11 protein-coding genes are annotated in these 14,212 nt (G+C 44.0%); 5 read left to right on the top strand and 6 right to left on the bottom strand.

Going from position 1 to position 14,212, the window contains the following annotated elements:
• Nucleotides 1–27: 27 nt before the first annotated feature.
• Complete coding sequence (cysB, locus tag R8N49_RS04925; RefSeq protein ID WP_005388967.1) at nt 28–1,002, bottom strand: HTH-type transcriptional regulator CysB; 975 nt, start codon at nt 1,000–1,002, stop codon at nt 28–30.
• Nucleotides 1,003–1,315: 313 nt separating this feature from the next.
• On the opposite strand from cysB, the gene R8N49_RS04930 reads away from it, so the two are divergent.
• Together R8N49_RS04930 and miaE are read left to right on the top strand one after the other, a co-directional pair.
• Complete coding sequence (locus R8N49_RS04930; protein WP_005378247.1) at nt 1,316–2,080, top strand: hypothetical protein; 765 nt, start codon at nt 1,316–1,318, stop codon at nt 2,078–2,080.
• A gap of 97 nt (nt 2,081–2,177) precedes the next feature.
• Nucleotides 2,178–2,948, top strand: a complete 771-nt coding sequence (miaE, locus tag R8N49_RS04935; RefSeq protein ID WP_017634952.1) for a tRNA isopentenyl-2-thiomethyl-A-37 hydroxylase MiaE — start codon at nt 2,178–2,180, stop codon at nt 2,946–2,948.
• 125 nt (nt 2,949–3,073) lie between these two features.
• On the opposite strand, the gene R8N49_RS04940 is transcribed toward miaE, so the two are convergent.
• Nucleotides 3,074–4,702 (bottom strand): methyl-accepting chemotaxis protein, encoded by a 1,629-nt coding sequence (locus R8N49_RS04940; protein WP_017634953.1) that lies wholly within the window; start codon nt 4,700–4,702, stop codon nt 3,074–3,076.
• 155 nt (nt 4,703–4,857) lie between these two features.
• Entirely contained in the window at nt 4,858–5,124 is a 267-nt protein-coding gene (locus R8N49_RS04945; protein WP_017634954.1) for a hypothetical protein, read from the bottom strand.
• Between the two features lie 292 nt (nt 5,125–5,416).
• Between R8N49_RS04945 and R8N49_RS04950 the strand changes: the two genes are divergently transcribed.
• Nucleotides 5,417–6,745: a sphingomyelin phosphodiesterase gene (locus tag R8N49_RS04950; RefSeq protein ID WP_017634955.1), complete on the top strand. Its 1,329-nt coding sequence runs from the start codon at nt 5,417–5,419 to the stop codon at nt 6,743–6,745.
• A complete protein-coding gene (locus tag R8N49_RS04955) occupies nt 6,742–7,698 on the top strand; it encodes an ATP-dependent dsDNA exonuclease (protein ID WP_258489357.1) in 957 nt (318 codons plus the stop codon). The genes R8N49_RS04950 and R8N49_RS04955 overlap by 4 nt, the downstream gene beginning before the upstream one ends.
• Nucleotides 7,699–7,782: 84 nt before the next feature.
• Here R8N49_RS04955 and trpS read toward each other — a convergent pair whose 3' ends face one another.
• Nucleotides 7,783–8,805 (bottom strand): tryptophan--tRNA ligase, encoded by a 1,023-nt coding sequence (trpS, locus tag R8N49_RS04960; RefSeq protein ID WP_053303220.1) that lies wholly within the window; start codon nt 8,803–8,805, stop codon nt 7,783–7,785.
• 601 nt (nt 8,806–9,406) lie between these two features.
• On the opposite strand from trpS, the gene R8N49_RS04965 reads away from it, so the two are divergent.
• The gene (locus R8N49_RS04965; RefSeq protein ID WP_025766898.1) at nt 9,407–10,363 is read left to right on the top strand and encodes an AEC family transporter; all 957 of its coding nucleotides are present in this window, start codon (nt 9,407–9,409) and stop codon (nt 10,361–10,363) included.
• A 44-nt stretch (nt 10,364–10,407) separates the two neighbouring features.
• Here the strand turns inward: R8N49_RS04965 and R8N49_RS04970 are convergent, their stop codons facing one another.
• Both R8N49_RS04970 and R8N49_RS04975 read right to left on the bottom strand, forming a co-directional pair.
• The gene (locus R8N49_RS04970; RefSeq protein WP_033905066.1) at nt 10,408–10,863 is read right to left on the bottom strand and encodes a MarR family winged helix-turn-helix transcriptional regulator; all 456 of its coding nucleotides are present in this window, start codon (nt 10,861–10,863) and stop codon (nt 10,408–10,410) included.
• A 187-nt stretch (nt 10,864–11,050) separates the two neighbouring features.
• A complete protein-coding gene (locus tag R8N49_RS04975) occupies nt 11,051–14,212 on the bottom strand; it encodes an efflux RND transporter permease subunit (RefSeq protein ID WP_005378264.1) in 3,162 nt (1,053 codons plus the stop codon).

The following is a 14,212-nucleotide window of genomic DNA, read 5'->3' on the forward strand; positions in this document are numbered from 1 at the left end:
AGAGGGAATCGAAACATCAATGAAGTGTTATCTCACCGGAAGCTCGATGTCTTTAAACATCTCTTCGATTTCTGCATTAGACTTCAACGAAATCGCCTGCTCAACCACTGGACGCGTTAAGTGCGGTGCAAAACGCTCCATAAAATCGAACATGTAAGAGCGTAAGAATGTACCACGGCGGAAGCCGATGCTCGTGGTGCTCGCGCCAAACAAATGGCTCGCATCTATTGCAACCAAGTCACCGTCCTGCTCTTCATCCACAGCCATGCTTGCAATCACACCCACACCAATACCCATACGAACGTAAGTTTTAATGACGTCTGCATCAGTTGCCGTGAACACCACTCGCGGGGTTAAACCTTCGCGGTTGAATGCTGTATCCAGCTCTGAACGACCAGTAAAACCGAACACGTAAGTGACTAATGGGTAAGCGGCAAGATCACTGATCGTTACTTTGTCTTTCTTCGCTAGTGGGTGGTCTTTAGGCACAACTATTGAACGATTCCAGTGATAACAAGGCAGCATGATGGCATCTTGATATAAGTGAAGAGCTTCTGTCGCAATCGCAAAATTCGCAGTGCCTTTAGCTATCGCCTCAGACATTTGTGACGGTGTACCTTGGTGCATGTGTAACGACACTTTTGGATAACGAGAAGTAAAACCTTTGATGACATCTGGCAGTGCATAACGAGCCTGCGTATGTGTCGTGGTGATATTCAGCGTCCCCATTTCTGGATGGGTGTGCTCTCCAGCCACCGCTTTGATACTTTCTACACGAGCGAGAATTTCTTGAGAGATACGTACAATTTCTTCTCCAGCTGGCGTCACTTGCGTTAAGTGCTTACCGCTACGTTCAAAAATCTGAATACCTAACTCGTCTTCCAGCAACCGAACCTGTTTACTAATACCTGGCTGAGAGGTATATAAGCTTTCCGCCGTTGCAGATACATTCAGATTATGGTTTACAACCTCAACAATATACTTCAGCTGCTGCAGTTTCATCGTAATCCCTTACTTATTCATGAGAGAGTTTATTGGCCACTCAAGCGAGCGATATAATAATTAGTTATAACGCGTTCAAATCGAAATGAACAGCAATTTCTAACTTATACCTCAATCACATACTAATAATCTTCAAGCAAGAAACAATATGCACAAAGTTGAGCCAATAAATGACCGAAGTTCTATGATGTGACTTCTATCAGTAACTAAAACGTGGGAGAGACAAAATAATCAAACAAATAAGGTGCCGAGTAAGATAAGATTCATGTATTCTTTAACGCTAGCCGCAGAAAAGTAAAGCAGACGCAAAGATATGAATATTGGTTTAATAATCGCTTTGGTAGCCATCCTACTGGTGTTAATCCTAGGCTATAACATTATGTTGCAATATAAGGTTAAAGTTGAAACCGCAAAAAGGCAGGAATCAGCGCGATATGTAGCCTTGATAGATGGTACTGAAGAGTTGATTGGTCATGCGCACCATATCCCTTTTAGTAAAGAGCTGTTGCTGTGTCTAAACAATCGTATTCTTGACGCGCTAGAGAGCATGCATGAGCTGGACCCGAAGAACAAGCAACTTGCTCAACGTATCGAAAATATGAAGCAGCAGATTACGCAGCTAAAAGAGAATGGTCCTACTGGCGAGAGTACCACTTTCAAGATGCCGAGTAGTGATAAACAAGCTATCGTCATGCTTAAGCTGGTTAAACGACTTCGCGACACTATCCGTAACGAGCACAACAAAGGCCGATTGGATACCCAGACTTACGTCACCGAAAATGCGCGCTTGGAAACGATGCAAATTCGCATCAACATTGAAAATGTCATCAAAAGAGCAAACGACTCTATCGCTCGTGGCCAACCAGGCACCGCGCTTCAACTGCTGCGTAAAGGTATCGATGCTTTGAGCACTAAGAGCGATCCTTATTCTATTCAAGCGAAACAAAAGCTTGAAGAGATGTTAGGTGACTTAGATAAAAAGCGCCAAGATAAAAGCGATGCCGAAATGCAGCAGATTGCTGACAAAGAGCGTGACAATGACATGGAAGCTCTCTTCGGCGAGAAGAAAAAGTGGTAACATTCACTTCAGGTCAAAAAAGGCTGCAATTGCAGCCTTTTTTCTATCCGCAAGACAACGGATATGCCCAATAAAAATGTGAAGTACTAAAACTAAAATGATGAATCTAGACGCCTATCAAGATCTTCTTGCTCCCATTAACCAATTTCTGCGATGCAGTACACCTGATGAATGGGTAGAGGAAGCAAAGAAACCAGAGAACCTTCAAACCATTTTGTTAGACCACCTACTGTGCGAACTAAAAGCTGGCCAATCTGCCATGTTTTTAATTCGTAAGTATGCCGTTGACCAATCCAGTTCACATGCTCTACTTGACTGGTTTAAGCCCTACGAAGATTTTGCTTACCGTAACGTAGGCTCATTGGAAACTTTAAAAGGCAAGAGCAATATTTCTAAGTCAATCATGGCTAAGTCCGACTCACCATACAGCCAAGATTTGATCGATAAGATGGTGCTTTTGATAAAAGAGGAGTTACACCACTTTTATCAAGTTTTAGAGATCATGGAAAGTCGTGGAATTGAGTACAAAAATATTCCAGCAAGTCGTTATGCTAAAGGACTGATTTCGCATATGAAGACTCATGAGCCGGAAACGCTGATCGATAAACTCATCATTGGTGCGTACATCGAAGCCCGATCTTGTGAGCGTTTTGCCAAACTAGCACCACATATGGATGACGATATCGCAAAGTTCTACATTTCTTTATTACGTTCAGAAGCACGCCATTACCAGGATTATCTTGTATTAGCGGAGCAAATCGCAGGCAAAGATATCAGCGAGCGCATCGCCTACTTTGGACGTATAGAGGCAGATTTAATTTCTACGCCAGATACAGATTTTAAGTTTCACAGTGGTATTCCAGCCTAGCGAGCATATTCTCCCAAGGTTGAGCATACTCTGAACTTATATAGACAGAGAATAAATAAGCCGGACATTTCGTCCGGCTTATTTATTGTAGCAATGAGGTTAGGAATAAAGCTGAAACACAACAACTAGAGCTGGAATGAACCCATTCGAGTTTTCAAGTTGTGCGCTAGGCTACTAATCTGCTGACAAGCCACAGCCGTTTGTGAAGCTCCCTCAGCCATCTCTGTTGAAGCACTATTAATATGCTCCACGCTGCGATTCAGCTCTTCGGATACAGAATTCTGCTCACTGCACGCCGTTGCGATTTGTGTACTCATTTGCGCTATGTTATCGACAGAATGTTCAATTTCTTTTATCTGGCTATCAGCATCATTAACTTGCTCAACACACTGAGAAATACCCTCCTGACAATCACGGCTTGAATGCCCTATTTTACTGCTGCTCTCTTGTAGTTGATTAACAATTTCCACAATTTGTGAAGTGGAGTCTTGAGTGCGTTGCGCCAGAGAACGAACCTCATCTGCCACAACAGCAAACCCACGTCCTTGTTCACCAGCCCGAGCGGCTTCAATTGCGGCGTTCAGTGCTAACAAGTTTGTTTGCTCGGCAATCCCGCGGATCACATCTACGACCACATTGATATTGTTTGAGCTCGATTCAAGCTCACGTGCCAGTTCATCTGATTCTTGGATCGTATGTGATACACGCTCAATTACTGCGATAGTTTGTTGTAACGTCACCGTTCCTTGCTTTGCCACTTCCGCAGCCGAATAAGCAGAGGTTGCGCCAACTTCGGTATTTTGTGCCACTTCACTTACAGCAGCTTGCATTTCTGTCATCGCAGAAGCCACCGAGCTAAGTTCAATTTGTTGATTTTGCATACCAGAAGCGGTCTGAGAAGAAATAGCACTCACTTCCTCTACTGCTGCCGTTAGCTGAATCGTTGAGTCATTAATCTCAGAAACCAACGAATGTAAGTTTGTTTGCATACCGACAAGCTCTTTGAGCAGCGTTCCTAACTCGTCTTTGCTCAATTCGCTTTCGTCGATTTGATTATTCAATTGACCCTTGGCGATTTTGGAAGCGAATTCCAGTGCTCGATCAACAGGCCCGCAGATGACTCGAGAAAGCAACATGGCAGACATTACCATGACCAATGCGACGACAAGCGCACCAACAGCAGCGCTGTATTGTGTAAATGCCGCTTCACTTTGTACTTCTTCGCCAATCAAATTCACCAACTCATCGTTCAACGCGAGGGTATCATCCAAGCTGCTCAACGCTTTTGAGTAGGTATCGAAACTTGATAAAATTACATCATTTGCACTTTCAGCATCGCCTTGGCTTAGCAATACGTTGTAAGTCTTCGTTTCTTTGATGTATTGATTCCAAGTTTCTTTAAAAACGCTAAAGGACTGCGTTTCACGCTTATTAAGGTCGAGCTTTTCGTATTCTGCAATACCAGCCTGCACATCAGAACGCCATTGGTCGAGGCCTTTTAACCATTCACCAATTTTGGGGTGATTTGCGTTTGGCAATAAAGAGAACTCATCTTTACGCACTTTAGTAATATCAACTTGGATACCTTTCAAAATCGCAACAGAAGGTAAACTTTTATCTGTTAACACTGAAATGTCTTTATTCAGTGTTAACAAACCTTGCACCAACATTACTGACACTAAACCAAACACGGCAAAAACGGTTAAATAACTAACCGATATTTTCTTTACGACACTTAAGTCTTTAATACGCATGCACTTTCTCCCCGCAGCCTTTCCAAACCTCTCACTTAAGTGAAAGCTTAACCTCTAAAACACACTGTTTTTTGCGCTCGATATCATTGAACGCTCTTATATACATCGGCTTGAGAGATCAAATCTTGACCAGTAATTGATAGTTTTATCACATGCTATTTTAGAGATAGGCTCGCATGCTCCGTATTGTGTCTACATCTTTTCATGAGCGCTTCTCGGCGCAGATCCAAGATCTCATCGATGAGCTTTTCTTTCGCATTTATCCCAAAATGCTGGGCATAATTTTTTACTTTTGCTATCTCATTAGGTTGCAAGCGGTACACCTCTTTCTTTAAACGTGCTTCTGCTTCACTTCTAATCAAACCTTGCTCTTGTAACAATTTAATGATGGTTTCATCGGTTGGATTTACTGCTCTAGCCATGGTGCTCCATCTATCAATTTGAGTTCTAGCCATATGGCTAGATGAATGACGCCGCACAACTTATAGAGCAAAGATGACAGCTTGATTGCAGTGAATGCAATTCGTTGACTGTTGGTATTATTTTTCCACCGCTTCAACGGCCACACACTCAATACCCCCATCCTAACCATTGAATAAAGATCACATTCTGATAACAATTTTCAGCGCTGGCTTAGATGTCATCCATATTTAACGTGCAAGTAACATTTATAAACAAGAATGATTGCTCTAGTTCAAATGATGGAAAAATAAGATGAAATTTTCGCAGTGGAGCCTTTTATTAAGTAGCTTGATAGCGTTACCCTGCATTGCAGATACCGACGTTTACCTAACGAATAACTCTGATCAACCGTTAACTATTCAAGTAAAACATGAAGGCAGTGATTTGCTTCAATACGGAGAAGAGTGGCAACAACATGTGCAGGTACTTGGTCCGTGGGAAACTAAATCTGTATTAAGCTTCAACCGTTGGGAGGGCGTGAAATCAAATCAAACTTACCGTTTTGAAACGGTGGTTTCTAGCCCTGAAGGTGAAAGCATAACACTCAATCAAATAATGGAAGGCCATTGGTACAATTCGACCATTGAATACGGCTTGTCCGCAGCCGATGTCGAGTTATCACTCAAAGATGATCGTAACATTCATCGTGCCAACACTAACGCTTTTGGTGCGAGAGAAACCGAACTGGCATTTAAGTCAGACAGTACCGCTCGATATGATGATCTTTACTACACCATCACGCCAAGCAAGGTAGCGGAGTCTGTCGACAACGAAGAACAAAACCTTAAGTTGATGACTTATAACATCTGGGCGTTGACGGCTATTGCATCGCACATTGGAGATCGTTACGAACTGATTCCTCAACATGTAAAAGGTTACGATGTTTTGGCGCTGCAAGAGGTGTTTGCCAGCGGCCGTGAAGCATTCTTACGTGAGTTAGCCAAGGAATATCCTTACCAAACAAAGATGTTAGATAAAGAAGGCGTTAATATTCATGATGGTGGCGTAATCATAGTTAGTCGCTACCCTATCGTGAACGAAGCGCAATATGTCTTTCCCGATTGTTCTGGTACAGACTGCTTTGCCGATAAAGGCGTAAATTATGCGGAAATAATTAAAGGTGGTCAGGCTTACCATGTGTTTGCTACCCATACCGCATCTTTCGATACAGACACCGCCCGTGAGTATCGTCAGCGCCAGTTCAAACAAATCCGCGCACTCGCCCAATCTCTTAACATTCCTTCAAGCGAAACTGTGGTATACAGCGGCGACTTTAACGTAAACAAAAGAAAGTTCCCTGGTGACTACCAACAAATGATCGCTAACTTAAGCGCCATCGAACCTCAGTACTCTGGTTACACGGAGTCAACCTTTGATCCCCGTATCAATAACTTTGCAGGTGAAGCGTTATCAGGTGGCGAAAACGTGGAATACCTTGACTATGTTATGGTGAGTAGTGAATACGGGGTGAAATCATTCAATGACAACCGTGTAGACGTGCCGCGCACAACCGCAGAGAGTTTATGGAAACACTATAACCTTTCTGACCATTTCCCAGTAAGCGCAACAATCAAGCCATGAAGAAAATCGCTTTGATAATCATGTCCGCCCTTATGGCGGGCATGATATTTTTAACTTTCAGTCACGATGTTCAAAAAGAAGAGCTCGCTTCCTCTCCTTTCCCTAAGACAAAAAATAAGAGTGTCTCCAGTACATCACTACAAACGAGTAGCATCGTGCCCGATACAGATACTTCACCACAAACCGCTAAGCTCCCTTCCACAGTTCAAATAACGACTGAGCGATTAACTCAACTCAAAGGCAGGAAACTTGTCGCCGAACTTGAGACGTTTTGGCAAGAGTGTATGTTGAACCGTAGTTGTGAAGAGCAGGTCGCCTTGTTTGAGGCGCATTTATCTTCAGCTCGATTCCAGCTTTTGGCGAACTACCCTCAGCTCAGCAGCCAATGGCAAGAGAGTGTAGGAAATTTGTTATTTGATGAGCAACAATCACTGGCGTCGCGTATTGCACAGCTGAAGAACGAAGCAAGGAGCATCTGGGGAGAATTGGCTGATGTTGTTTTCGCGGATGAGTTCGCGCTGTACGATTTCAATTTAGAAGCCCAAAAGCTGGACACTCAAAGCCCAGATAACTTTTTGCGAGCTTTCGAGCAACTCACCATTGACTGGCAAGAACATGCAGATGCTATCGGGCTAACAAGCAACCAGGAAAAATATGAGCGTGCGGTCACCCTGATTCCTAATAGTATGAGCCTACCAGATCGCTTGGCGATCATCGCAGAGCTAGAACGAACTTACTTAACGAAAGAAGAAAGTAAAAACATTCATGCTCGTCAGCAGCAAATTACAGAGCAAAAAAAACAAGTCAAAGATTACCAACAAGCATTACAACAACTTGAGTCCAAGCTAAGAACGCAAAGAGCCTCTAGCCATTCACATTTGTCAGAACCGGAATGGCAAAGCTATTACCAACAAGAAGTCGCGGATTTTCGTCGTGAATTTTTTTCTTCTTAACAATGCGCTTTGACTGACTGGGAACTTAAAAAGGCACGTTGCTAACCAGTCGTCGTGCCTTATGTTCAACTCTCTACTTTTAATTCAGAACAAATTTAAACCAAATACATCTTTCACATCAAATAGCACTTTTTCGGTTTTCTCGCGAGAACGCTCACTACCTTGTTTTAAAATATCAATCAGCTGCGCTTTATCATTCAAATACATAGCGCGCTTTTCTCGAATAGGGCGAAGCATCTCTTGTAAGCATTCTTCTAACACTTTCTTGGTCAAACCATCACCTAACCCACCTCGTCGATAATGGTCTTTTAGCTGTTCGACATAATTTTTATCAGGATGAAAAGCATCGAGGTAGATGAATACAATATTCCCTTCGACTTGGCCAGGGTCCTCAATTTTCAGATGATTGGGATCGGTATACATAGATTTCACCGCCGCAGAAATCTCCTTTTCAGACGTCCCTAGGTTGATTGCATTCCCCATGCTTTTAGACATCTTATTTTTGCCATCAGTACTCGGCAAACGAGGTGCATCACTAAGTAATGGACGGCATTCCCTAAGAACCTCTTTCCCACCCAGGTGGTTTATTTTTCTCACGATTTCATTAGTTTGCTCTAACATCGGCAGCTGGTCATCACCCACTGGTACTAGCGTCGCATGAAACCCCGTAATATCAGCAGCTTGAGAAATTGGATACGTTAAAAAGCCTGCGGGAATAGAGCGTTCAAAGCCTTTACTTTGAATCTCATTTTTAACCGTGGGGTTTCGCTCTAATCGTGCGATAGAAACAAGATTACTGTAATACATTGTCAACTCGGCTAACGCTGGAATTTGAGACTGCAACGTGATCGTAGTTTGAGCGGGGTTGATACCAACAGCCAAATAATCTGCAACGACATTGAGAATATTAGAGGATACCTTTGATGGGTTATGCGCGTTATCCGTCAGCCCTTGCATGTCCGCAACCAAGATCGTTTGCTCGTGCTCCGTTTGCAATTTGACTCGTTGTTGCAATGAACCAATATAGTGCCCGAGGTGTAATGGACCTGTTGCTCGATCTCCGGTAAGTATAATTTCACGCTGAGATGTATTTTTATGGGTATTCATATTTGTCTCCAAGTAATTAATAGATCGCTACTGGAGATAAAAAGATCAAACACTCTTAGCTACCATCCAGCAGCTTAAGAATGTAAGTATTCCGCGCCGCTCTATTTAGAGCGCCACCAAGAGAAGGTTGTTAATGAAGGGCGAACGTGTATTTTCATGTTTTTTAAACTAACAGCACACACCGCAGAACTCAATCTGTTTTGTACTGAATTAGTGTGAGTGTTCCAACAGCCAATTAAGAGGATTACATTGGTAAAGACATCGCAATGACCAAAACCGCACCAAATACCGAACCAGAGACAAACGCACACAGTACAGTTTTGTTGTGTTTCCTTTTCATTGATGAACTCCTATCTATAACTACGATGACCAGCCCTCACATCTAATACGCATGTGGATGCATCACGACAACGAGTTAACCAACATATCGCACGTAGGACCAGTACCGCTTTGTTAAATTGGGACCTCGTCCATAACTTGGAGTGTAAATGACTCCGGAACCTACAACAGAAGAAAATTTCATCACGTTACTGTCCTACCCTCCGGGTTTGTGGCTTAATAGGCAACAGGAACACTTTTTTCTTTTGCTGCGGATACTTACATGGAAGCTGTTTTACATCAGTTGCAATTCTCTTTGTCGATAACCGGACCTATCTGTTTGATGTTGGTACTTGGCGTTCTTTTTAAGCGCTTTGGTCTAATCAACGATAATTTTATCGAAGTAGGCTCTAAACTGGTGTTTCAAGTTACCTTGCCTGCAATGTTATTTGTCAGCATTGTGGCTTCAGAACACGACTTTTCCGCGGCAAGTGGATTCGTCAATTTCGGCGTCATCGCTAGTATTTCGTTTTTCATTTTCACCTATCTTTCCGTCAAACTTCTGTTCAAAGCATCGCCTGATCAAGGCGTTCTCATCCAAGGTGGGTTCCGAGCAAATACAGGTATTATTGGCATCGCTTACGTTGCCAATGCGTATGGTTCTCAAGGTGTGGCGTTAGCGGCTCTCTATGTCGCGGTCACCACATTTATTTATAACGTCCAAGCGGTAATTTGCTTATCTCCCAAAGGAGCAACGTCTGCCTCGCAAGCAGCAAAGATGATGGGCCGAACACTGACTAGGAATCCACTCATAATCTCCATTGTTCTAGGAATGGCTTTTTATTTACTCGCTATTCCAGTACCGAATGTGGTTATTGACGCAGGAGACTACTTGTCCAAAATGACATTGCCTTTGGCGCTGTTGTGTACGGGTGGCTCACTTGACTTTAGCTTGATGAGAAAAGAGAAAGGTCCATCTTGGTTTGCGAGCAGTTACAAGCTCATCGTAGCGCCAGTCATCATCACCATGGGAGCTTACTTAGTAGGATTTCGAGGAATTGAGCTAGGTATTCTTTTCTTTATGAACGCCTCTCCAGTCGCTGCTGCCAGCTATGTCATGGCGCGTTCCATGGGAGGCAATGCCACGTTAGCTGCAAATATCATCGCACTCACTACGGTGCTTTCTACCGTGACCTGTACGTTGGGCATCCTATTTCTTAAGTTCTACAGCTTAATATAATTGGTCCGCGATAAAATAAAGACGCTAAACGGCATTGATGTCAGTTACTGGTCGTGATTCGCAAAAGTGAGCTTTCTTACCAGACGAAAAAATTCATTCGCTTCAGATTCCGACAAACAAGAAAAAAACTCTTTCTGTAAATTCGTCATGATTTGATGAACTTGCTTTAAAGCATTTGCCCCCTCTTTTGTCATGCTTAGCATTTTAAGGCGCTGATTCGATTTACTTTTAGAAACTTGAACAAACCCTCTCTTTTCCAGATTGTCCACCATCCGCTTTGCTACACTTCGCTCAGTTCGAACCGCATCAGCTAACGCTTGCTGGCTCATAGGCTGAAATTCTTCTAAAGCGGCCAGTGCACTTGCCATTTCTAGTGTCATCAAATTTTGCCGAGAGAGCTCAGCTTGGGCACGATTGCGGTACATGCGCTGCATCACACCACAAACAAACATAGGACTTTGATCCAAAACGGAAATTGGGGAAATTTTCTGATCTTTCATCGTCGTTTTTCTTCTTTAGGCTTTCATTCGGCCGAAAAGGCTGTGCTGATACTGCACACAACACGCCGTCTTTCAGGCTCGCGTCATAGACGGTAACCACCAAGTGAAAACATAAAATAAAGAGCGCCGAAGCGCCCTTTAATCGTGTTTATTATCACTAGTATAACTCAGTTAAAACAACCAAGTCCTACTCGCTTTGCTGAGTGGGTTTAGTGCTGGTCTCAGACAACTCTGCCTCCGACTCTTTTCTCGCACGTCGATCAAACAATCGCTCAACCACTACAAAGAAGATTGGGACGAAGAATATACCCAATATCGTGGCACTGATCATGCCACCAAGTACGCCGGTACCTACTGCGTTTTGACCTGCCGATCCCACACCTGAACTGATAGCAAGTGGTACCACACCCAAACCAAAAGCAAGCGATGTCATGATAATTGGGCGCAGACGAACGCGAACAGCATGTAAGGTTGCTTCGATAAGCCCAGCGCCTTTCTCATAGTAGTCCTTTGCAAACTCAACAATCAGAATGGCGTTTTTGGTTGCCAAGCCGACCGTAGTTAATAAGCTCACCTGGAAGAACACATCGTTATCCATACTGCGCGTCATTACCGCAAGCACAGCACCAAGCACACCAAGAGGAACAACTAACACCACGGCGAAAGGTACTGACCAACTTTCATACAAAGCGGCAAGAACTAAGAATACGACGAGGATAGATAGCGCATATAGCATCGGCGCTTGGTTTCCGGAAAGGCGCTCTTCATACGAAATACCATTCCAGTTCACCGTGAAGCCTTCCGGTAGCTTTTCTACCATTGCTTCAATTTCTTCCATGGCTTCACCAGTACTTACACCAGGAGCTGCACCGCCTTGAATATTCATTGCTGGCAAACCATCAAAGCGCTGCAAAAGAGGAGAACCATAGGTCCACTCGCCACTCGCAAAAGCAGAGAAAGGCACCATCTCTCCTTTAGCGTTGCGTACGTACCATGAATCGAAGTCTTTTGGCTGCATGCGGTATTCCGCATCACTTTGCACCATCACTTTCTTCACACGACCGCGGTCAATATAATCGTTAATGTAAGCCCCGCCCCATGCAGCTGACAGGATTTGGTTTACGTCATTGATACTGACATCCAAAGCACGAAGTTTGACGTGGTCAATGTTCACTTTGTACATTGGCGCATCTGCCTGACCGTTTGGACGAACACCGACAAGTTTCGGGTTTTGTGCTGCCATGCCCAGAAGTTGCCCTTGAGCCGCAACTAATGCATCGTGCCCTTTATTCAACGAGTCTTGGAGATAGAAATCGAAACCTGTCGAGTTACCTAGCTCTTGAATCGCTGGAGGGGCGAACGCAAACACCAAAGCTTCTTTAATGGTAGAGAAGTACCCCATCGCTCGACCTGTAATGGAAGCTGCATCGGCGCCAGGCGCTTCACGCTCAGACCAATCTTTCAAACCGATAAATGCCATCCCCATGTTTTGGCCTTGACCTGCGAAACTAAATCCAGCAACGGAGAAGACGGATTTTACATTGTCTTTTTCGTCTACTAGGTAAAAGTCACGCATTTTCTCAAGTGTTTTTTCCGTCTGTTCTTGTGTTGAGTTAGGCGGCAAAATAGCCATTGAGAATACTGTGCCTTGGTCTTCATCTGGCAAAAATGACGTTGGAAGGTTCATAAATAACCAGCCAGCACCTGCACTCATTGCCAAAAATACAACCAACATGCGACCTGTGCGTTTTAGAAGTTTGGCAACGCCGGTTTCATAGCCTGCTGTCATCGCATCAAACTTGCGGTTAAACCAGCCAAAGAAGCCTTTCTTCTCTAGAAGCTCAGCATCGCCTTTTTTCAGCAACGTAGCACACAATGCTGGAGTCAGAATTATCGCAACCAAAACGGAAAGCGTCATAGCCGCCACAATAGTTATTGAAAACTGACGGTAAATAACCCCTGTAGAGCCAGACATAAACGCCATAGGGACGAATACCGCAGAAAGCGTCAAACCGACACCAATCAGGGCACCAGTAATCTGTCCCATCGATTTTTTGGTCGCTTCTTTGGGCTCCAACCCATCTTCATGCATCACACGCTCGACGTTTTCCACCACAACGATGGCATCATCCACCAGCAAACCGATAGCCAGAACCATCGCGAACATGGTTAACGTGTTTACGCTAAATCCAGTCGCGTACAAAATAGCGAAGGTTCCGAGCAATACGACAGGCACTGCGATCGTTGGAATGATCGTCGCACGGAAGTTCTGCAAGAACAGGTACATGATTAAGAACACAAGAAGAATAGCTTCTAATAGCGTTTTAACCACTTCTTGAATCGAGGCTTTGACGAATGGCGTTGTTTCAAATGGGTAAGCAATCTGCAACCCTTCTGGGAACGTTGCACTCAGTTGTTCTAAGCGCTCTTTTACCGCATTGGCTGTCTCAAGCGCGTTTGCGCCAGTACCTAATGAAATACCTAACCCCGATGCTGGGAAGCCATTATATTGGCCTCGAATATCATAACTTTCTGCACCACGCTCAACGCGAGCTACATCTTTCAAATAAACATTCGAACCACTGGCGTCGGACTTAAGAATGATGTCTTGGAACTCTTCTACACTACTCAAACGACTTGCAGACGAAATCGTTGCATTCAACAACTGGCCTTCCTGCGCAGGTGCCGCACCAAGTTGACCTGAAGAAACTTGCGCGTTCTGTTCACTGATTGCATTTGCTACGTCGATCGCGGTCAAGTTGAACTGCGTAAGCTTAAAAGGGTCCAGCCAAACTCGCATTGCATACTGCGCACCAAACGCCTGCACTTGTCCTACGCCAGTTACACGACTTATCGGGTCTTGAATATTCGTTACAACAAAGTCGCCGATATCGTTTTCTGTAAAGTCAGGATCTTCAGAATAAACTGCGACAACCATGAGAAATGCCGTATTGGATTTATTGACGACAATACCTTGGTTTTGTACCTCCATCGGCAATGAAGTCAATGCCAATTGCAGTTTGTTCTGCACCTGTACTTGCGCGATATCAGGGTCAGCTTCGCTATCAAACGTCAGGGTAATTGTCGCATTACCAAATGCATCACTGCTCGATGATAGGTAGCGAAGGTAATCTAATCCTGTCATGTTTTGCTCGATAACCTGCGTTACCGAGTCTTCAACGGTTTTTGCTGATGCACCTGGATAGCGAGCACTGATGGTGATCGTCGTCGGTGAAATCGTTGGGTATTGCGAGACGGGTAAATTGAATAATGACATTACCCCCGCCAACATCGTTAGAATCGCGAGAACCCAAGCAAATACCGGACGATCGATAAAAAATCGTGCCAT

It is taken from the genome of Vibrio sp. 1978 (genome assembly GCF_033344345.1).